Genomic DNA, 19,214 nt, shown 5'->3' with positions numbered 1-19,214 from the left:
CCGGTAGTCACTGATCCCTTGGGAGTGGAAAACCACGTTGCCTTGACCGCCTGTATCGCCGAGGTTCAGCCCCTGCGCTACACGCCCGCCGGATTGCCCGCTTTGGATATGCGCCTCGAACACGAGTCGCAGCAGCAAGAAGCCGGCAATGCCCGCAAGGTTCAGGCGATGGTGAAGGCGGTGGCCTTCGGTGCGCTGGCAGAGCGTCTCGCCCGCCAGGCACTGGGAAGCAGCTGGAAGTTCCAGGGCTTTCTGGCCACGCCGCGCAACAGCAAGACTGTGGTGCTTCACATCCAAGACATTCAACAAAATTAATTTTCAAGAGGTCCAGCAATGGCCACGTTCAAGAAATTCAACAAAGACAAGCGCCCCAAGCGCAACAACCAGTCGCTGCTGTTCAAGCGCAAGCGCTTCTGCCGCTTCACCGTGGCTGGTGTGGTCGAAATCGACTACAAGGATGTCGACACCCTGCGTGACTTCATCGCCGAAAACGGCAAGATCATCCCCGCACGCCTGACCGGCACGCGCGCCATCTACCAACGTCAGCTGAACACTGCCATCAAGCGCGCTCGCTTCCTGGCCATGCTGCCGTACAGCGACCAGCACAAGATCTAAGGAGCACGAACCATGCAAATCATTCTGCTCGACAAGGTTGTGAACCTGGGTAACCTGGGTGAAATCGTCAAGGTCAAGGACGGTTACGCACGTAACTTCCTGATCCCCGCTGGCCGCGCTCGTCGCGCTACCGAAGCAGCCAAGGCTGAATTCGAAGCTAAGCGCGCTGAACTGGAAAAGGCTGCTGCTGAAAAGCTGGCTGCTGCCCAGGCTTCCGGCGAAAAGCTGAACGGCACGACCGTGAAGCTGTCGCAAAAGGCTGGCGTGGATGGCCGTCTGTTTGGTTCCGTGACCAACGCCGACATCGCTGAAGCCCTGAAGGCCCAAGGCTTTGAAGTGGTCAAGTCCCAAGTGCGCATGCCCAACGGTCCCATCAAGACCGTGTCTGCTTCTACCGTGGAAGTGGCTCTGCACACCGACGTGGTCGTGGAAGTGAGCGTGGAAGTGGCCGGCGACCACGCCTAAGCTTTCGCGGATCTTTTCGATCTGTCACCAAAAGCCGCCTTTGGGCGGCTTTTGTGTTTTCTGCGGCCCAGGTGGGTCGCGTGCACATTTCCTGCGCAAGGGCCGGCCATGCAGGCCTGCCGTGCGCAGGCAGCTCCTGATTCCGGGGCTGCTGCGGTGTGCCATGCGGTTGCGCCTGGGCGGGCCGTGTGGTGCGCAGCACCCCTGTCACCCGCCTGCGCGGGATGACTCTCCGTGACGCGGCGCTGCCATGGCGCTACGATCAAGGGCTTGATTGTTTGGGAACCCCATGTCTTCTGTGATGCCACCCCTGGATACCGATGATGTTTTTGGCGCCCCTGCCGGTTCGGGTGTGGCGGACCAGCAGGTGGCGCAGCTGCGGGTGCCCCCGCACTCGCTGGAGTCCGAGTCCTCGGTGCTGGGCGGCCTGCTGCTCGACAACAACGCCTGGGACCGCGTGGGTGACCTGCTCAAGGACAATGATTTCTACCGCCACGAGCACCAGCTGATCTTTGAAGCCATTGGCAAGATGATCAACGCCTCCAAGCCGGCGGACGTGATCACGGTGTACGAGCACCTGCAGGGCATGGGCAAGGCCGAGGAAATCGGCGGTCTGCTGTATCTGAACCAGCTGGCCCAGTACGTGCCCAGCGCCACCAACATCCGCCGCTACGCGGAAATCGTGCGCGAGCGCGCCATCCTGCGCAAGCTGGTGACGGCCAGCGACGAGATTGCCACCAATGCCTTCAATCCCCAGGGCAAGCCTGTGGAGCGGGTGCTGGATGAGGCCGAGCAGAAGATCTTTGCCATCGGGGAAGAAGGCTCACGCATGAAGCAGGGCTTCCAGTCGCTGGACACCCTGGTGGTGAACCTGCTGGACCAGGTGCAGGAGATGGCCGACAACCCCATGGATGTGACCGGCGTGCCCACGGGCTTTGCCGATCTGGACCGTATGACATCGGGTCTGCAGGCTGGCGACATGGTGGTGCTGGCCGCGCGTCCGTCCATGGGCAAGACCTCGTTCGCGGTGAACATTGCCGAGCATGTGGCACTGAACGAAGGCCTGCCGGTCGCCATCTTCTCCATGGAAATGGGGGCCGCCCAGCTGGCGGTGCGTATCGTGGGTTCCATCGGCAAGGTGAATCAGGGCAATCTGCGTACCGGCAAGCTGACCGATGAAGAGTGGCCGCGCCTGACCGAAGCCATCGAACGCCTGCGCACGGTGAGCCTGCACATTGACGAAACCCCGGGTCTGACCCCGTCCGAGCTGCGTGCCAACGCCCGCCGCCTGGCGCGCCAGTGTGGCAAGCTGGGTCTGATCGTGGTGGACTATTTGCAGCTGATGAGCGGCTCCGGAGCGGGCAGTGCCGACAACCGGGCCACGGAGCTGGGCGAAATTTCCCGGGGCCTGAAGATGCTGGCCAAGGAGCTGCAGTGCCCGGTGATTGCGCTGTCGCAGCTGAACCGTTCGGTGGAGCAGCGCACCGACAAGCGCCCCATGATGTCCGACCTGCGTGAATCGGGCGCCATCGAGCAGGATGCGGACATCATCATGTTCATCTACCGCGACGACTACTACAACAAGGACAGCAAGGAGCCGAACATTGCCGAGGTCATCATCGGCAAGCAGCGTAACGGCCCCACGGGTACGGTGAAGCTCTTCTTCCAGAAGAACCAGACCCGCTTCGAAAACCTGGCCATGGACTACAGCACCAGCAGCGACTACTGAGGCCGCAGCCGTCCGTACCCGGACCCTGTCCATGAAAAAAGGCCTTGCCGGTTGGCAAGGCCTTTTTGTTGCGGTCGGTGCAGGAGCGTTCAGTCCTGCTTCTTTCTATGCATACCCCCGGTGGACTCCGGCGGGGTATTTATAGATATGGGTCGGCGGGTTTTTGTCCCGGCCGTCCGTTGCGCAGCCTAGCTGCGCAGCACCTGGATCAGCAGGCCGATCACCACCACACCGAGCACGCCGCAGGCCCAGGCCAGGCGGGTGGCACCGGTGCGCAGCAGGCCCACGGTCTGCACGATCTGGGACTGCTGCTCGGCCATCTGCTCGATCAGCTGGGCGGAGGCGTGCTGGGCCTGCTCCAGCTGGGCCACGCGGGCTTCCAGCTGGGCCACATGCTGCAGTGCCAGCTCGCCCGCATTCTGGGCGGGCAGGGCGATGCCGGCCGGTGCGCTGGGCGCCACGGCGGCATCACCGCCGCCTTCGGCCGGCGACTTGTTCAGCAGCCCCTTGGCGGCCTTGAGCACATGGGGCGCTGCCTGGATGACATCGCCCCAGGGCACCAGCTTCAGCGCGGAAACCCAACCGATGGCCATGGCTTACAGCACCTCGCTGGCAAAGTCCGCCAGGCGCGAGCGTTCGCCGCGCGCCAGCTGGATGTGGCCGCTGTGCGGCCAGCCCTTGAAGCGGTCCACGGCAAACGTCAGGCCGGACGAGCCTTCTGTCAGGTAGGGCGTGTCGATCTGGGCCAGATTGCCCATGCAGATGATCTTGGTGCCGGGGCCGGCGCGGGTGATCAAGGTCTTCATCTGCTTGGGCGTCAGGTTCTGTGCCTCGTCGATGATGACGTACTTGTTCAGGAAGGTACGGCCACGCATGAAGTTCATGCTCTTGATCTTGATGCGGCTGCGGATCAGCTCGTTGGTGGCCGCGCGGCCCCATTCGCCGGGGTTGCCGCCGTCGCCCTTGGCCAGGAACTCCAGGTTGTCGTCCAGGGCGCCCATCCAGGGGCCCATCTTCTCTTCCTCGGTGCCGGGCAGGAAACCGATGTCCTCGCCCACGCTCACCGTGGCACGGGTCATGATGATCTCGGTGTAGCGGCGCTCGTCCAGCACCTGTGTGAGGCCGGCGGCCAGGGCCATCAGCGTCTTGCCGGTGCCGGCGGTGCCGGTGAGGGTGACAAAGTCCACCTCGGGATCCATCAGCAGGTTCATGGCGAAGTTCTGCTCACGGTTGCGGGTGTTCACGCCCCAGACAGCGTGCTTGCTGCTGCCGTAGTCCTTGAGCGTCTCCAGCACGGCCGTCTTGTCGCGGATCTCGACCACGCGCGCATACAGGCTGGGGGCGCCCGGGGCTTCGTAGTAGACGAACTGGTTGATCATCAGCTGCTGCGCAAAGCTGCCGGTGATGCGGTAGAAGCTGCGGCCGCTTTCCTGCCAGCTTTCCACCTGCTTGCCGCCCTTGTCCCAGAAGTCGGCGGGCAGGGCCAGGGCGCCGGAGTACAGCAGATCGCCATCGTCCAGGGCCTTGTCGTTCTGGTAGTCCTCGGCCGGAAGGCCCAGGGCGCGCGCCTTGACGCGCATATTGATGTCCTTGGACACCAGCACTACTTCCTGCTGGCCTTTCTTGTGGCTGCGCAGGGCTTCGACCACGCCCAGGATCTGGTTGTCGGCCTTGCCTTGCGGCAGGCTGGTGGGCAGTTGGTAGTCCAGCGGTTCGGTCTGGAAGTACAGGTGGCCGGTGCTGCCCTTGTTGCCCGTGGCATCCAGGCGCAGGCCGGAGCCCAGGTCGGCGTTTTCCTGTGCGGCGACCAGGGCATCCAGGGTGCGGCTGACCTGGCGGCCGTTGCGGGCCACTTCGGTCATGCCCTTCTTGTGGGCATCCAGCTCTTCCAGCACCACCATGGGCAGGAAGATGTCGTGTTCCTGGAAGCGGAACAGGCTGCTGGGGTCGTGCAGCAGCACATTGGTGTCCAGCACAAACAGCGTGCTCTGGCCCACGCGCTGCTTTTTGCTGGTGCGGGCCGGGCTGTCGGTCACGGCGCTGGGCGCGGTGCTGGCTGCGGGCTTGCGCGTGCTGCGCTTGGCGGCCGGTGCTGGGGTCGGCTCGGCGGCGGCGCGGGCGGTGGTGGCCGGCACAGCCGGCTTGCCTGCGGGTGCGGCTGGTGTGACCGGTGCGGTCGGGGCCGGGCTCAGCAGCGCGGCGCGCTGGCGGGCCAGGCTCTGGGCGGCCGCTGCGGTGGCGCTGCTGACCTGGGGGTTGCTGTTCTGAGGGGATGTCTTGGCGCTGCCCTTGCGCGCCCGGGCGGGGGCTGCAGGCGCGGCCTGCATGGGCGCGGCGGGCTGGATGGCGTCGTCATCGGCCACTTCTGCGAGGGCGGCTGCCGCACGCTTTGTGGTGCGCAGCGGCGCATCAAAGGCTTCCTTGGCGAGCCGGGAGGCGCGGCGAGTCGGTGCGGGAGGCAGGGGCATGGTGTTCAGGCCTTGTTTTCAGGGCTAGAAAAGCACAAAGCCGCCGGATCGCTGACCCAAGCGGCTTTGGTAGGGAGGAAAGAAATGCAGGGCACACAGCTCAAACGCATGGGCCCATTATGCACATCTGGCGGCCCAGATCGGCCGCCGGAATGCCAGTGGATCAAGCGGCCTTTTTGATGGCTGCTTTGAGGCCCTTGACGGCCTTGAGGACTTCGTCCACGTGGCCGGGGACCTTCAGGCCGCGCCACTCCTGCACCAGCAGGCCGTCGGGGCCGACCAGGAAGGTGGAGCGCTCGATGCCCTTGACCTTTTTGCCGTACATGATCTTGTTCTTGACCACGCCGAACATGTGGCACATTTTTTCTTCGGTGTCGGCGATCAGCTCGAACGGCAGCTCGAGCTTTTCCTTGAAGTCGTCATGGGACTTCATGTTGTCGCGCGACACGCCAAACACCGCGGCGCCGGCCTTCTCGAAATCCTTGTACTTATCGCGGAACTGCATTGCTTCCGTGGTACAACCAGGCGTATTGTCCTTGGGGTAGAAATACAGGATCAGGATCTGGCCCGTATGGGAAGTGTTGGATACCTTGATCCCACCGGTTGCGTTGGCTTCAAATTCAGGAAGGGGTTTGTTGACAACGATCGCCATGCGCTTCTATCTCTCGGATGTGGACGTTAAAAAGCCGAGGGTATGGGTGTGCTGCTTTGAACTCGGTAAGCCCCCGACCGCAACCTGCGATTTTACCCTGATTCGCTTCAAAAAGGGAATCCGCTCAGGAGCCTACTCCACGAGTAGGGCTGCGAGCACCGGCCGGCCTTCTTGTGACAAAACGTTATAGGTGCGGCAGGCGGCCGGAGTACCCATGGTTTCCACGCCGATGCGCTTGGCCGTCAGCGGGGCCAGCCAGGCGGGCGGCACAAAACGCAGCTTGGCGCCGCTGCCAAAGATCACCACTTCCACCGGCTGTTCGGCCAGCAGCGCAAAGTGCTCGGCCGTCAGGTCTTCGAAGCGGGTGCAGTTCCAGGCTTGCAGCAGGCCATTCGAGCCCACCAGCATGCTGCTGGTGAACTGCACCTGGTCCACGGCCAGCCAGCCGCTGCCGTGGCCGGTGAGTGTCAGGGTGTCGGATTTGTCGGGCTGGAATTTCATGGGTCGGTGCTCCTTCTGCGTTCAAGATGCCACACCGTCCCAACGGGCGCAGCCTCATTCCGCACCTGCATGGGGCATACGCGCGGAACTGTGGTCAAATTATAGGTTTCACCGAGGCGCGGGCGCGCCTTGGCGCCAACCAGCCCTTCGGAATCCTCCCCATGAAGACCGTCCAGAAATCTGCCAAGTTAGCCAACGTCTGCTATGACATCCGCGGGCCGATCATGGACGCGGCGAAGAAGATGGAGGAAGACGGCCAGAAGATCATCAAGCTCAACATCGGCAATCTGGCGGTGTTCGGCTTCGATGCGCCGGAAGAGGTCCAGCAGGACATGATCCGCAACCTGCCCAATTCGGCCGGCTATTCGGACAGCAAAGGCATCTTCGCCGCCCGCAAGGCCGTGATGCACGAAACCCAGCGCCAGGGCATCAAGGGTGTCACGCTGGACGACATCTACCTGGGCAACGGCGCCTCCGAGCTGATCAGCATGGCCACCAATGCCTTGCTGGACAACGGCGACGAGATGCTGCTGCCGGCCCCCGACTATCCGCTGTGGACTGCCGCGACCAGCCTGTCGGGCGGCACGCCGGTGCACTACATGTGCGATGAGAGCAATGGCTGGATGCCCGACATGGCCGACATCCGCGCCAAGATCACGCCGCGCACCAAGGGCATCGTGGTCATCAATCCCAACAACCCCACGGGCGCGCTGTACTCCAAGGAACTGCTGCTCGAGATCGTGGCCCTGGCCCGCGAGCATGGCCTGGTGATCTTTGCCGACGAGGTCTACGACAAGGTGCTGTACGACGATGCCGTGCACACCCCCCTGGCCGGCCTGTCCACCGATGTGCTGACGCTGACCTTCAACTCCCTGTCCAAGGCCTACCGCAGCTGCGGCTACCGCGCGGGCTGGATGGTGGTCTCGGGCGACAAGAAGCCCGCCAAGGACTACATCGAAGGCCTGAACATGCTGTCCAACATGCGCCTGTGCGCCAACGTGCCCGGCCAGTGGGCCGTGCAGACGGCACTGGGCGGCCACCAGAGCATTGACGCGCTGGTGAAGGAGGGCGGCCGCCTGCGCGTGCAGCGCGATCTGGCCTGGGAGCTGATCAATGCGATTCCGGGCGTGAGCTGCGTCAAGCCCCAGGGCGCGCTGTACATGTTCCCGCGCCTGGACCCGGCGGTCTATCCCATCCAGGACGACCAGGAGTTCTTCCTCGAAGCGCTGCAGGAAACCAAGGTCATGCTGGTGCAGGGCACGGGCTTCAACTGGCCCCACCCGGACCATTTCCGCATCGTCTTCCTGCCGCACGACGCGGACCTGCGCGAAGCCATCAACCGCCTGGCGGCCTTCCTGGCCAAGTACCGCCAGCGCCACGGCACCGACAAGCTCGCGCTGGTCAAGCCGGGCAAGCCCAGCAAGGCTGTGGCATAAATTTTTTTATAGCTGTATGCGTAGTTCCAGTAAGCGCTGCAGTCCCTTTTGACTGGTAATCGTTAGACCTTATGAAACCGATCCAAGTAGGCCTGTTGGGCATTGGCACCGTGGGCAGCGGCACTTTCAACGTGCTGCAGCGCAACCAGGAAGAGATCCGCCGTCGCGCGGGTCGTGGCATTGAGATTGCCATGGTGGCCGACTTGGATACCACGCGCGCCAAGGCCGTGGTGGGCGATGCTGCCAAGGTGGTGGGCGATGCGCGCGAGATCATCGCCAACCCCGACATCGACGTGGTGGTGGAGCTGATCGGTGGCTACGGCATTGCCAAGGCCCTGGTGCTGGAAGCGATTGCGGCCGGCAAGCATGTGGTCACCGCCAACAAGGCGCTGCTGGCCGTGCACGGCACGGAAATCTTCAAGGCAGCGGCCGAAAAGGGCGTGATGGTGGCCTATGAAGCGGCCGTGGCCGGTGGCATCCCCATCATCAAGGCGCTGCGCGAAGGCCTGACCGCCAACTCCATCCAGTGGGTGGCGGGCATCATCAACGGCACAACCAACTTCATCCTGTCCGAAATGCGTGACAAGGGCCTGGACTTCGATGTGGTGCTGAAGGAAGCGCAACGTCTGGGCTATGCCGAAGCCGACCCCACCTTCGACATCGAAGGCGTGGACGCAGCCCACAAGGCCACCCTGATGAGCGCGATTGCCTTCGGCATCCCCGTGCAGTTCGACAAGGCCTATGTGGAAGGCATCACCAAGCTGTCTTCGGCCGACATCAAGTACGCCGAGCAACTGGGCTACCGCATCAAGCTGCTGGGCATCACCAAGCGCACGGACAAGGGCATCGAGCTGCGCGTGCACCCCAGCCTGATCCCGGCCAAGCGCCTGATCGCCAACGTGGAAGGCCCCATGAACGCCGTGGTGGTCAACGGCGATGCCGTCGGCACCACGCTGTACTACGGCAAGGGCGCCGGCTCCGAGCCCACGGCTTCCGCCGTGGTGGCCGACCTGGTGGACATCGCCCGCATGGACGGTTCCGACCCCGCCCACCGCGTGCCGGCCCTGGCCTTCCAGAGCAGCACGCTGGCCGCCGCCGGCAGCGAACTGCCGGTGCTGCCCATGGCCGACGTGGTCACCAGCTACTACCTGCGCATCCGCGTGGCCGACGAAGCCGGAGTCCTGGCCAAGATCACCACGCTGCTGGCCAACACCGGCATCAGCATCGACGCCGTGCTGCAGCGCGAAGCCGATGAAGTGGGCGGCGAAGGCTCGACCCAGACCGATCTGATCATCCTGACGCACGACACGCGCGAAGGCGATATGGACAAGGCACTGGCCGAAATCCAGGGCCTGCCCACCGTGCTGGCACCGATCACCCGCATCCGCAAGGAAGAGTTGAACTGATTCTCCCCGTGAGCGGCTGCGCCGCCGCCCCCGTGCCGGCTGTGCCGCAGGGGGCTGGCGCTTTCGCTGCGGGGCGCCCCGGTCCGGCGCTTCTGGGCCGGGCCCAGCCTGTTTTCCGGTAGTGCACGGCGCTACCGACCTCTGACAAGGAAGCACCATGCTTTATCTGTCCACCCGCGGTCACGCCGACCGCAAACGCTTTTGCGACATCCTGCTGGAAGGCCTGGCTCCCGATGGCGGCCTGTACCTGCCGGTGCAGTACCCCCAGATCGACGATGCCAAGCTGACCCAGCTGCGCACCACGCTGGCCACCCAGGGCTATGCCGCGCTGGCGTTCGAGATCCTGTCGCTGTACATCGACGACATTCCTGCCGACGATCTGCGCGCCCTGTGCGCCAAGACCTATACGAAGGAAGTCTTTGGCACCGAGGCCATCGTGCCGCTGCGCCAGCTGGATGGCGTGCTGCACATCGAAGCCCTGTCCAACGGCCCCACGCTGGCCTTCAAGGACATGGCCATGCAGCTGCTGGGCAATCTGTTCGAGTACGAACTGGCCCGCCGCGGTGAAGAGCTGAATATTCTGGGCGCCACCAGCGGCGACACCGGCAGCGCGGCCGAATACGCCATGCGTGGCAAGCAGGGCGTGCGCGTCTTCATGACCAGCCCCCATGGCCGCATGAGCCCCTTCCAGCAGGCGCAGATGTTCAGCCTGCAGGATGCCAACATCCACAACATCGCCATCGAAGGCGTGTTCGACGACTGCCAGGACATCGTCAAGGCGGTCTCCAACGACCACGCCTTCAAGGCCAAGTACAAGATCGGCACCGTCAACTCCATCAACTGGGCCCGTCTGCTGGCCCAGGTGGTGTACTACTTTGCGGGCTATCTGCAGGCCACGCGCAGCAACAGCGAGCAGGTGAGCTTCACCGTGCCCAGCGGCAACTTCGGCAACATCTGCGCCGGCCATGTGGCACGCCAGATGGGTCTGCCGATTGCCAAGCTGGTGGTGGCCACGAACGAGAACGATGTGCTGGACGAGTTCTTCCGCACCGGCGTCTACCAGGTGCGTGGCGCGGCCAACACCTACGAAACCTCCAGCCCCTCGATGGACATCTCCAAGGCCAGCAACTTCGAGCGCTTTGTGTTCGACCTGGTCGGTCGCGATGGCGCACGCACCAAGCAGCTGTTCGCCGAAGGCGTGGCCCAGGCCGGCAAGTTCGACCTGAGCGCGGATGCGGCCTTCCAGGGCGCCAAGGCCAAGTATGGTTTCGAGAGCGGCAAGAGCACCCATGCCGACCGCCTGGCCACCATCAAGGACACCTTCGAGCGCTTTGGCCAGATGATCGACACCCACACCGCCGACGGCGTGAAGGTGGCACGCGAGCACCTGGGGGCCGAGCCCATGATCGTGCTGGAAACCGCCTTGCCCATCAAGTTTGCGGAGACCATCGAAGAAGCGCTGGGCCGCCTGCCCGACCGTCCTGCCAAGTTCGACGGCATCGAAGACCTGCCCAAGCGCGTGGTGGTGATGGCTGCCGATGTGGACCAGGTCAAGGCTTTTATCACTGAACACTGCAAGTAACACCGCGCAGCGTTAAGCTTGAAAAGCACCTGGAGCCTGGCTGCAGGTGCTTTTTTCTTTTGGATTCAGGATGCGATCCAGCGCAAGCCCATATTGCGCAGGTAGCTATCAAAACCGATACTCACCACCATGAAGGCCATTGGCTTTGTCGCCTACTCCGGCGCCGGCAAGACCACGCTGCTGGAACGCATCATTGCCGAACTGCGCGCGCGCGGGCAGACGGTGTCCAGCGTCAAGCATGCCCACCATGATGTGGACATCGACGTCCCCGGCAAGGACAGCTGGCGCCACCGCCAGGCCGGTGCCCAGGAGGTGCTGCTGGTCTGTGACCGGCGCCTGGCCCTGGTGCGCGAATTCGGCGAGACGCGGGACCTGGATGTGCACGCCATGCTGGCCGAGCTGGACCCGCGCGTGGACTGGGTGCTGGTGGAGGGCTTCAAGCAGGGCGACCTGCCCAAGATCGAGCTGTGGCGCCAGCCGGAGCCCGGCAGCAAACCGCGTGCGCTGCGCTTTCCGCAGGATCCGCAGGTGCTGGCGCTGGCCACCGATGACCCGGCCGCCTTGCCCCAGCAACCACCGGCCAGCGTGGCGCTGCTGGACCTGAACCAGCCCACGGCCATCGTGGACTGGATGCTGGCGCATGCCAGCCGTTTGGAATACCGGGCTGCGGCCCAAGGAAGCACTGCATGCAGTCCCCGACTTTGACCTCCCTTGACGACGCACTGGCTGCGGTGCTGGCCCAGGCCCAGCGCCTGGACGGCCCGGAATCGGTCGATCTGTTCAGTGCCGACGGCCGGGTGCTGTGGTCGGATTGCGTATCCGCCCTGCAGGTGCCGCCGCAGGACAATTCGGCCATGGACGGCTACGCAGTGCGCCTGGCCGATGTGCCCACGCCCGGCACGGTGCTGCCGGTGAGCCAGCGCATTCCCGCCGGCCACGTGGGCACCGATCTGCTGTCCGGCACGGCCGCGCGCATCTTCACCGGGGCCCCCGTGCCACCGGGTGCGGACTGCGTGCTGATGCAGGAAGACTGCGAAGCCCTGGAGAACGCCGATGGCAGTGTCAGCGTGCGCATCCAGGCTGTCCCCAGGCCGGGCCAGCACATCCGCCGTGCGGGCGAAGACATTGACCTGGGCGGCACCATCCTGGCCGCCGGCACGCGGCTGACGCCTCCGGCCCTGGGCTTGGCCGCCAGCATCGGTCTGGCGCAGCTGCCCGTGGCCCGCAGGCCGCGCGTGGCCCTGTTTTCCACCGGCGACGAACTGGTGCTGCCCGGCAGCGTGGCGCCGCAGGACATGCCGCCCGGCAGCATCTACAACAGCAACCGCTACTTTCTGCGCGCGCTGCTGCAGCGCCTGGGTTGCGAGGTGGTGGACGGCGGCATCCTGCCGGATGACCGTGCACAGACCGTGCAGGCCCTGCACACCGCGGCCCAGGACTGCGACCTGATCCTGACCAGTGCCGGTGTCTCCGTGGGCGAGGAAGACCATGTGAAGCCCGCCGTGGAGCAACTGGGCGAGCTGGGCCTGTGGAAAATCGCCATGAAGCCCGGCAAGCCGTTTGCCTATGGCAAGGTCGGCCGGGCCGATGGCGGGTGCGCCCACTTCATGGGCCTGCCGGGCAACCCGGTCTCCAGCTTCATGACCTTTCTGGTGCTGGTGCGACCGTTTGTGCTGCGCCTGCAGGGCATGCAGGAGGTGGCGCCGCGTGCGGTGGAGGCCGTGGCCCATTTCGATCTGCCCAAGGCCGACAAGCGCCGCGAATTCCTGCGCGTGCGCCACGACGGCCAGGGCGGGCTGGAGATCTTCCGCAACCAGAGCTCGGGCGTGCTGACCAGCGCCGTCTGGGGCGATGGCGTGGTGGACAACCCGCCGCAGACCCCGATTGCACGCGGTGACCGCGTGCGCTTCATTCCGTTCTCGGAATGGTTCTGAGGACAATTCCATGAATATCACCGTGCGCTACTTTGCGTCCATCCGCGAAGCCATGGGCAGCGGCAGCGAAGCGCTGGACACCGCTGCCGCCACCGTGGGCGCGCTGCGCGACGAACTGGTGGCCCGCAGCCCTGCCGCTGCCCAGGCCCTGGCCCACGGCAAAGCCGTGCGCATGGCCTTGAACCAAGACATGTGCGGCGCCGATGCGCCACTGAAAGCCGGCGATGAAGTGGCTTTCTTCCCGCCGGTGACCGGCGGTTGAGAGCTTGCACATGAGCGAGACCCCCAAGGACGTGGACGCTGCCATCAGTGCCCGCACGCGGCTGGCCCTGAGCGAAGCCAAGGCACGCGGCGTGCAGCTGGGCAAGGCCGGTGCCGACAACATCCGCGCCACCGTGGAAAAGCGCAAAAGCGCGGCCGATGCCTTTGCCCGCCAGCATGCGGCCCTGTTTGCCGATCTGGTGGCCCAGGGCCTGACCCACCGCAAGATGGCCGAGGTGCTGAACGAGCGCGGCATTGCCGCCGCCAAGGGCGGCCCCTGGACCCATGGGCAGGTGCAGCGCATTCTGAACCGCTATGCCGACTGGGCGGCGGCGGAATCCAGCGCGAAGTAAGGCACGCGGGGAGGGCGCGCGGGAGCCGGCGCCTGCTGCTGCAGCTTTCGCGGTGGGGCTCTACAATCTGCGTTCCAGGTGCCAAGGGGGCGCCTGCCCGCACAAGAGGCTCTCACCCCTGTTTTGACGCATTGCATGTTCTGACAGACATGGTTGCCGTACGGGCCCAGCGCGGGGGGCTGTGCATGCAACCTGGAGCCCTGTCATGACAGTTTCTCTTCTGCTTTCCTCCCAGGCGCGGCGCGCGCGGGTGCAGGACTACAAGCAAATTTCCCCCCCGTTGGGCATTTATGCCGTGCGCTGCGAAGCCGCAGGGCTGCTGCGCCTGGGCGCCAGCCGCAATGTGGATGGCACGCTCAATCGCCTGCGGTTTGAACTGGCCCACGGCACCGCGCGCGATGCCGCACTGGCCCAGGCCTGGGCCCGCCACGGGGCAGAGGCCTTTTCCTTTGCGGTGCTGGACCGTGTGAAAGAGCGCGTCGATCCGGATTTTGATTACGAGGCCGAACTGCAGGCCTTGCTGGCGCTGTGGCGGGCAGAACTGCAGCCCGAGCTGCAGGCCGCTGCGTGCGCCCCTGGAGGCCAGCCATGAGCGCGACCGCACTGTACTTTGGTGCCGCCTTGCACCGTGCCCATGCCGTACTGCAACAGCGTCTGGACGAACGCCTGGGCGACTGGCATGGGCTGAGCCTGGGGGACTACCACCTGCTGCAGGCCCTGGAGGCCACTCAGGGCCTGGCCCTGCCGGCCTTGGCCCGTGCACTGCTGCAACCCGCGGTGCCCACTCTGCGCCAGGTGCTGCCCATGGAGAAGACCGGTCTGCTCGAGCGTGTGGACGGACGGGTGCGGCTGCGCCCGGCGGGCCGCCAGTTGCTGGTGGAGGCGCGGCAGACGGTGGAAGCTGCCTATGCCCGCGCCTTGCAGGCTCCGAGCGTCGAGGCCGACCGTGTCGCTGTCTGCCTGCCGCTGCTGGAGCAGCTGGCCCTTGCGGTGCGGGGGGCGCGATGACGATGCGGGACACGGCGCCGCACACGCTGGCGGAGCAGGCCCTGGTGGACGAACTCAAGGTGCGTGCCCGTGTGCGGCTGAACCGGGCGCGCCGCGAAGGGCTGGCCGGTGCGGAGCGCTTGCGCGATGCCTTGCATGAGGTGGCCCGCGGGCAGGGCTTTACCGACTGGGAGCACGCGCGCCGCGTGCTGTCCGGCCTGGCTTTGCCCGGGGATGACATGGGCAGCTTCTGGCATGCGCCGCGTACCGGGATGCTGCTGAACCTGTGGTTCAGCAGCTATGTGCAGGCACAGACCGTGCTGCAGCAGCAGGGCGAAGGCTTTTTGCTGCCTTACCGGCGCCAGTGCTTCATTGTGCAGGCGCCTTTCATCGAGGCGCTGGGCGTGAATCCGGCCGATCCCGGATGGGCTGCAGCCGGGCACGATCTGGTGGCCGCCTATGGCACGCCGGTCTGGCGGGGGCTGGCGTGGCAGCGTCTGCGAGCCTCCGCGGGGATGGGGTGAACCATGCCAGGGCTGCCTTGGGCCGCCCTCTGGGCAGCAGCCCGTGCCGGATCGCTCAGGCGGCGGCCACCGGGGGCGGCAGCTGCGGTGCACGCCACTCCAGCAGCTCGGCCAGGCGCTGGACCACCCAGCCGGCCTCGGCTGGGCTGACCACCGAGCCTTCGTCGCTCAGGCCCGCGTGAAAGCCCAGCAGCACGCCTTCTTCGCTGGAATTGCCGCTGTAGTACAGCGTCTGCGCCTGTTCCACTAGGTGGCAGGCCAGGTCTTCGCACAGCTCATAGCGGGCCACCACTTCGGCGATGGGCGTCTTGAGCACGCCGGCGCGGCTGCGGAACAGCGCGGCAAAGCTGTCGGGGGGCTGGATTTGGCTGGTGTCGTCCATGGCAATCGGAATCCGGGGCTCAATCGGGTTCGAACAGGCGCTCAAAGCGCACCAGATCCTCGGCCAGCTCGCAGGTCACCAACTGGCCCTGCTTGCCGTCGCTCTTGCGCTGGGCCGAAAACAGCGTGGCCTTGCCGCGGAAGCCGTAGTCGGGCAGGTGGATCAGCGTGTACATGTGCGGCACAAAGCTCTGGTGCTCAAAGATGATGCGGTGCTCATTGCGCGGCGAGGGGTAGAGCATGTACTCCAGCGTGTGGATGGTTTCGGTGGCCATACGGGTCGACTCAAGGAGGGCAACGGAGCAGCGCCCCGGGGCGGCAATGCTACCGCGTGCCGGTGGGGCATGCAGCCGGGGTGGAATTGCGGCCGGGGCTGCTGCGACAATCGGAGCCATGTCCTCTGCCCGCACCGCCCCCCTGACCGCGCACCCGCCTGCTGCGCGCGTGGTCATCCAGACCCAGGACTTCGACCTGGGCGCCGAAGTCGCCGCCCTGCGGGCGGGCGACGCTGGCGTGGGTGCGGTGTGCAGCTTTGTGGGGACGGTGCGCGACCGCAATGCCGGCGATGCCGTCTCGGCCATGGAGCTGGAGCACTACCCGGGCATGACCGAAAAAAGCATCGAAGCCATCATCGACCGTGCGGTGGCGCGCTTCGGTATCCATGCGGCCAAGGTCATCCACCGCGTCGGTCCGCTCGCGCCCATGGACCAGATCGTGCTGGTGGCCGTCACCTCGGCCCACCGGGGCATGGCTTTCCAGGCCTGCGAGTTCATCATGGACTACCTCAAGTCCGAAGCGCCGTTCTGGAAGAAAGAGCAGACGGCCGAAGGCGCCCGCTGGGTGGATGCGCGGGTCAGCGACGAACAGGCCCTGGCCCGCTGGACCTGACGGCCGCACCCGCGCCAGCTGTCTGCCGGCAGGATGCGGGCCATGCTCCGAGGTCGATAGCTGTTGCCGCCCATGCTGCCCGGTGGTGGCGCATGACAATGCGTCAAACCCAGGGTGCATGCAGGCAGGCAGTTCCTGCATCGGGAGCAGTGGGCGGGGCGTGGTCCCGCCCTTAAGATGGGTTGGACCGCGTGGCGCGCCGGCAGACCGCTCTTTTGGCTGACAGACAATGGCGCACAGGCCCGGCACAGTGCAGTCCGGTGGGGGTGGACCCAGGTGCGGCGGGCTTGATCCAGGTCAGGCGTTCGCCGGGCCGAGCGGGACAGGCGCCTTGAAGGCGGCTGAAATGTCCCCACGTGGAATGCAGTCCTAATACTTTGCTGTTGAGAAAGCTTTGCAACCATGCGTATCGACAAGCTCACCACCAAATTCCAAGAAGCCCTGGCCGATGCCCAAACCCTGGCACTCGGCAACGACCACAACCGTATCGATCCCCTGCATCTGTTGGCAGCCATGCTGCGCCAGCAGGACGGCCCCAAGGCGCTGCTCGAGCGTGCCGGCGCCAAAGTCGGCGCCATGCAGACGGCCGTGGAAAACGCCATCAAGGCGCTGCCCACCGGCGACAGCGGTGCGGAAGTGCAACCCAATTCCGACCTGATCAAGCTGCTGCAGGCCACGGAGAAGGAATCCATCAAGCGCGGCGACCAGTTCATCGCCAGCGAACTGTTCCTGCTGGCGCTGGCCGACAGCGATGTGCAGGCCGCCCGGCTGGCCAAGGAAAGCGGCCTGTCCCGCCGGAGCATGGAAACCGCCATCGAGGCCGTGCGCGGCGGACAGAAGGTGGACAGTCCCGAAGCCGAAGGCCAGCGGGAAGCGCTGAAGAAATACACCCTGGACCTGACCGAGCGTGCCCGCCTGGGCAAGCTGGATCCGGTGATCGGCCGTGACGATGAAATCCGCCGTGCCATCCAGGTGCTGCAGCGCCGCAGCAAGAACAACCCGGTGCTGATCGGCGAGCCCGGCGTGGGCAAGACCGCCATCGTGGAAGGTCTGGCCCAGCGCATCGTCGAAGGTGAAGTGCCCGAGACGCTGAAAGAAAAGCGCGTGCTGGTGCTGGACATGGCCGGCCTGCTGGCCGGTGCCAAGTACCGCGGCGAGTTCGAAGAGCGCCTGAAATCCGTGCTGAATGAAGTGGCCAAGGAAGAAGGGCGCATCATTCTGTTCATCGACGAAATCCACACCATGGTGGGGGCCGGCAAGGCCGAAGGCGCCATGGACGCCGGCAACATGCTCAAGCCCGCACTGGCGCGGGGCGAGCTGCACTGCATCGGCGCCACCACGCTGGACGAATACCGCAAGTACATCGAAAAGGATGCCGCGCTGGAGCGCCGTTTCCAGAAGGTGCTGGTGGAAGAGCCCTCGGTGGAAGACACCATCGCCATCCTGCGCGGTCTGCAGGTGCGCTATGAGGCCCACCACGGCGTGGACATCACCGACCCTGCGATCGTGGCGGCCGCCGAACTGAGCAACCGCTACATCACCGACCGTTTCCTGCCCGACAAGGCCATCGACCTGATCGACGAGGCCGCGGCCAAGATCAAGATCGAAATCGACTCCAAGCCCGAGGAGATGGACAAGCTCGAGCGCCGCATGATCCAGCTCAAGATCGAGCGCGAGGCCATGAAGAAGGAAAAGGACGAGGCGTCGCAAAAGCGCCTGGCCTTGATCGAGGAAGAGCTCGAGAGCCTGGAGCGCGAGTACGCCGATCTGGAAGAAGTCTGGAAGAGCGAAAAGGCCAGCGCCCAGGGCTCCGAGCAGCTGCGCAAGGAAGTGGACCAGATCCGCATCCAGATCGACGAGCTCAAGCGCAAGGGCGACTTCAACAAGGTGGCCGAGCTGCAATACGGCAAGCTCCCCGAGCTGGAAAAGAAGCTCAAGGAAGTTCAGGCCAGCGAGGCCGATGGCGGCGCGGGCGCTGCGCCCAAGCACCGTCTGCTGCGCACCCAGGTCGGTGCGGAAGAGATCGCCGAAGTCGTCAGCCGCGCCACCGGCATCCCGGTGGCCAAGATGATGCAGGGCGAGAAAGACAAACTGTTGCACATGGAGGCCAAGCTGCACGAGCGTGTGGTGGGCCAGGACGAGGCGATCTCGGCCGTGTCCAATGCCATTCGCCGCTCCCGCTCGGGCCTGTCGGACCCGAACCGGCCGCTGGGCAGCTTCCTGTTCCTGGGCCCCACCGGCGTCGGCAAGACCGAGCTGTGCAAGGCGCTGGCCGGTTTCCTGTTCGACAGCCAGGAGCACCTGATTCGCATCGACATGAGCGAATTCATGGAAAAGCACAGCGTGGCACGCCTGATTGGCGCGCCCCCCGGCTATGTGGGCTATGAGGAGGGCGGCTACCTGACGGAAGCCGTGCGCCGCAAACCCTATAGCGTGGTGCTGCTCGATGAGGTGGAAAAAGCCCACCCCGACGTGTTCAACGTGCTGCTGCAGGTGCTGGACGATGGCCGCCTCACGGACGGCCAGGGCCGCACGGTGGACTTCAAGAACACAGTGATCGTGATGACCAGCAACATCGGCTCGCTGCTGATCCAGAGCATGGTCGGCCAGGATGCCGAGGACATCAAGGAAGCGGTGTGGGGGGAACTTAAAACCAATTTCCGACCCGAATTCTTGAACCGCATCGACGAAACCGTGGTCTTCCACGGACTGGATGCCAAGAACATCGAAGCCATTGCCCGGATCCAGCTGCGCCTGCTCGAAGGCCGTCTGGAGAAGATGGAACTGCAAATGCAGGTCTCGGAGCAGGCTTTGGCGGAACTGGCTAAAGTGGGGTTTGACCCGGTCTTCGGTGCCCGTCCGCTCAAGCGGGCCATCCAGCAACGCATCGAAAATCCGCTGTCCAGGCTGCTGCTCGAAGGCAAGTTCCCGCCCAAGAGCGTCATCGAGGTGGCGGTGGATCCGGTGCAGGCGCCCGGCGTGTTCCAGTTCACGCAAGCTGTCCCCATGGGCAGCTGAGCTGAAGCCCGCCG

22 protein-coding genes are annotated in these 19,214 nt (G+C 65.1%); 16 read left to right on the top strand and 6 right to left on the bottom strand.

Translation table 11 applies throughout. From position 1 onward, the window contains the following. Positions 1-24: 24 nt before the first annotated feature. The 4 genes from priB (at position 25) to dnaB (ending at position 2,809) form a co-directional block, all read left to right on the top strand. A complete protein-coding gene (gene priB, locus QM470_RS05060; RefSeq protein WP_066537001.1) occupies positions 25-315 on the top strand; it encodes a primosomal replication protein N in 291 nt (96 codons plus the stop codon). Between the two features lie 18 nt (positions 316-333). After that, positions 334-615, top strand: a complete 282-nt coding sequence (rpsR, locus tag QM470_RS05055; RefSeq protein ID WP_066536999.1) for a 30S ribosomal protein S18 — start codon at positions 334-336, stop codon at positions 613-615. 12 nt (positions 616-627) lie between these two features. Then, on the top strand, positions 628-1,080 hold the full coding sequence (gene rplI / locus QM470_RS05050; RefSeq protein ID WP_280014144.1) for a 50S ribosomal protein L9: 453 nt from the start codon (positions 628-630) through the stop codon (positions 1,078-1,080). Positions 1,081-1,369: 289 nt separating this feature from the next. Beyond that, positions 1,370-2,809: a replicative DNA helicase gene (gene dnaB / locus QM470_RS05045; protein ID WP_066536996.1), complete on the top strand. Its 1,440-nt coding sequence runs from the start codon at positions 1,370-1,372 to the stop codon at positions 2,807-2,809. A 188-nt stretch (positions 2,810-2,997) separates the two neighbouring features. On the opposite strand, the gene QM470_RS05040 is transcribed toward dnaB, so the two are convergent. From QM470_RS05040 to QM470_RS05025, 4 genes are all read right to left on the bottom strand, one after another. Further along, positions 2,998-3,402, bottom strand: coding sequence for a hypothetical protein (locus QM470_RS05040; RefSeq protein WP_066536995.1), 405 nt, complete (start codon positions 3,400-3,402; stop codon positions 2,998-3,000). Positions 3,403-3,405: 3 nt separating this feature from the next. Beyond that, on the bottom strand, positions 3,406-5,277 hold the full coding sequence (locus tag QM470_RS05035; RefSeq protein WP_283338432.1) for a PhoH family protein: 1,872 nt from the start codon (positions 5,275-5,277) through the stop codon (positions 3,406-3,408). 163 nt (positions 5,278-5,440) lie between these two features. Further along, positions 5,441-5,929 (bottom strand): peroxiredoxin, encoded by a 489-nt coding sequence (locus QM470_RS05030; RefSeq protein ID WP_066536993.1) that lies wholly within the window; start codon positions 5,927-5,929, stop codon positions 5,441-5,443. A 132-nt stretch (positions 5,930-6,061) separates the two neighbouring features. After that, entirely contained in the window at positions 6,062-6,430 is a 369-nt protein-coding gene (locus QM470_RS05025; RefSeq protein WP_066536991.1) for an Mth938-like domain-containing protein, read from the bottom strand. A 161-nt stretch (positions 6,431-6,591) separates the two neighbouring features. Here QM470_RS05025 and QM470_RS05020 point away from each other — a divergent pair, with 161 nt between their 5' ends. The 10 genes from QM470_RS05020 to QM470_RS04975 all read left to right on the top strand — a co-directional run bounded on the left by QM470_RS05020 (position 6,592) and on the right by QM470_RS04975 (position 14,913). Further along, a complete protein-coding gene (locus QM470_RS05020; protein WP_192334211.1) occupies positions 6,592-7,866 on the top strand; it encodes a pyridoxal phosphate-dependent aminotransferase in 1,275 nt (424 codons plus the stop codon). A gap of 71 nt (positions 7,867-7,937) precedes the next feature. After that, entirely contained in the window at positions 7,938-9,272 is a 1,335-nt protein-coding gene (locus QM470_RS05015; protein WP_066536988.1) for a homoserine dehydrogenase, read from the top strand. 157 nt (positions 9,273-9,429) lie between these two features. Beyond that, positions 9,430-10,854 carry a threonine synthase gene (gene thrC, locus QM470_RS05010; protein ID WP_283338431.1) on the top strand — a complete coding sequence of 475 codons (1,425 nt, stop codon included), beginning with the start codon at positions 9,430-9,432 and terminating at the stop codon, positions 10,852-10,854. A 129-nt stretch (positions 10,855-10,983) separates the two neighbouring features. Further along, positions 10,984-11,559, top strand: a complete 576-nt coding sequence (gene mobB, locus QM470_RS05005; protein ID WP_283338430.1) for a molybdopterin-guanine dinucleotide biosynthesis protein B — start codon at positions 10,984-10,986, stop codon at positions 11,557-11,559. Further along, on the top strand, positions 11,541-12,788 hold the full coding sequence (locus tag QM470_RS05000; RefSeq protein ID WP_283338429.1) for a molybdopterin molybdotransferase MoeA: 1,248 nt from the start codon (positions 11,541-11,543) through the stop codon (positions 12,786-12,788). Before mobB ends, QM470_RS05000 begins: the two co-directional genes overlap by 19 nt. Before the next feature lie 10 nt (positions 12,789-12,798). Further along, positions 12,799-13,050 carry a molybdopterin converting factor subunit 1 gene (gene moaD, locus QM470_RS04995; RefSeq protein WP_283338428.1) on the top strand — a complete coding sequence of 84 codons (252 nt, stop codon included), beginning with the start codon at positions 12,799-12,801 and terminating at the stop codon, positions 13,048-13,050. Positions 13,051-13,060: 10 nt separating this feature from the next. Beyond that, positions 13,061-13,402, top strand: coding sequence for a recombinase family protein (locus QM470_RS04990; RefSeq protein WP_283338427.1), 342 nt, complete (start codon positions 13,061-13,063; stop codon positions 13,400-13,402). A 205-nt stretch (positions 13,403-13,607) separates the two neighbouring features. Then, the gene (locus QM470_RS04985; protein ID WP_283338426.1) at positions 13,608-13,994 is read left to right on the top strand and encodes a GIY-YIG nuclease family protein; all 387 of its coding nucleotides are present in this window, start codon (positions 13,608-13,610) and stop codon (positions 13,992-13,994) included. Beyond that, positions 13,991-14,410 (top strand): winged helix DNA-binding protein, encoded by a 420-nt coding sequence (locus tag QM470_RS04980; RefSeq protein ID WP_283338425.1) that lies wholly within the window; start codon positions 13,991-13,993, stop codon positions 14,408-14,410. Before QM470_RS04985 ends, QM470_RS04980 begins: the two co-directional genes overlap by 4 nt. After that, positions 14,407-14,913 (top strand): hypothetical protein, encoded by a 507-nt coding sequence (locus QM470_RS04975; RefSeq protein WP_283338424.1) that lies wholly within the window; start codon positions 14,407-14,409, stop codon positions 14,911-14,913. The genes QM470_RS04980 and QM470_RS04975 overlap by 4 nt, the downstream gene beginning before the upstream one ends. A gap of 55 nt (positions 14,914-14,968) precedes the next feature. On the opposite strand, the gene QM470_RS04970 is transcribed toward QM470_RS04975, so the two are convergent. Next, positions 14,969-15,295: a hypothetical protein gene (locus QM470_RS04970; protein ID WP_066536974.1), complete on the bottom strand. Its 327-nt coding sequence runs from the start codon at positions 15,293-15,295 to the stop codon at positions 14,969-14,971. Between the two features lie 19 nt (positions 15,296-15,314). Continuing rightward, positions 15,315-15,569, bottom strand: coding sequence for a hypothetical protein (locus QM470_RS04965; RefSeq protein ID WP_066536971.1), 255 nt, complete (start codon positions 15,567-15,569; stop codon positions 15,315-15,317). Between the two features lie 118 nt (positions 15,570-15,687). Between QM470_RS04965 and moaE the strand changes: the two genes are divergently transcribed. Together moaE and clpB are read left to right on the top strand one after the other, a co-directional pair. Beyond that, positions 15,688-16,182: a molybdopterin synthase catalytic subunit MoaE gene (gene moaE / locus QM470_RS04960; protein WP_283338423.1), complete on the top strand. Its 495-nt coding sequence runs from the start codon at positions 15,688-15,690 to the stop codon at positions 16,180-16,182. A 402-nt stretch (positions 16,183-16,584) separates the two neighbouring features. After that, the gene (gene clpB / locus QM470_RS04955) at positions 16,585-19,200 is read left to right on the top strand and encodes an ATP-dependent chaperone ClpB (protein ID WP_283338422.1); all 2,616 of its coding nucleotides are present in this window, start codon (positions 16,585-16,587) and stop codon (positions 19,198-19,200) included. Positions 19,201-19,214: the final 14 nt, after the last annotated feature.

The sequence above is a fragment of the Comamonas sp. 17RB genome, assembly GCF_030056555.1.
Lineage (GTDB): Bacteria > Pseudomonadota > Gammaproteobacteria > Burkholderiales > Burkholderiaceae_C > Comamonas > Comamonas terrigena.
Note: the sequence above shows the minus strand (reverse complement) of the source record. Positions and strands in the feature narration are given on the sequence as shown.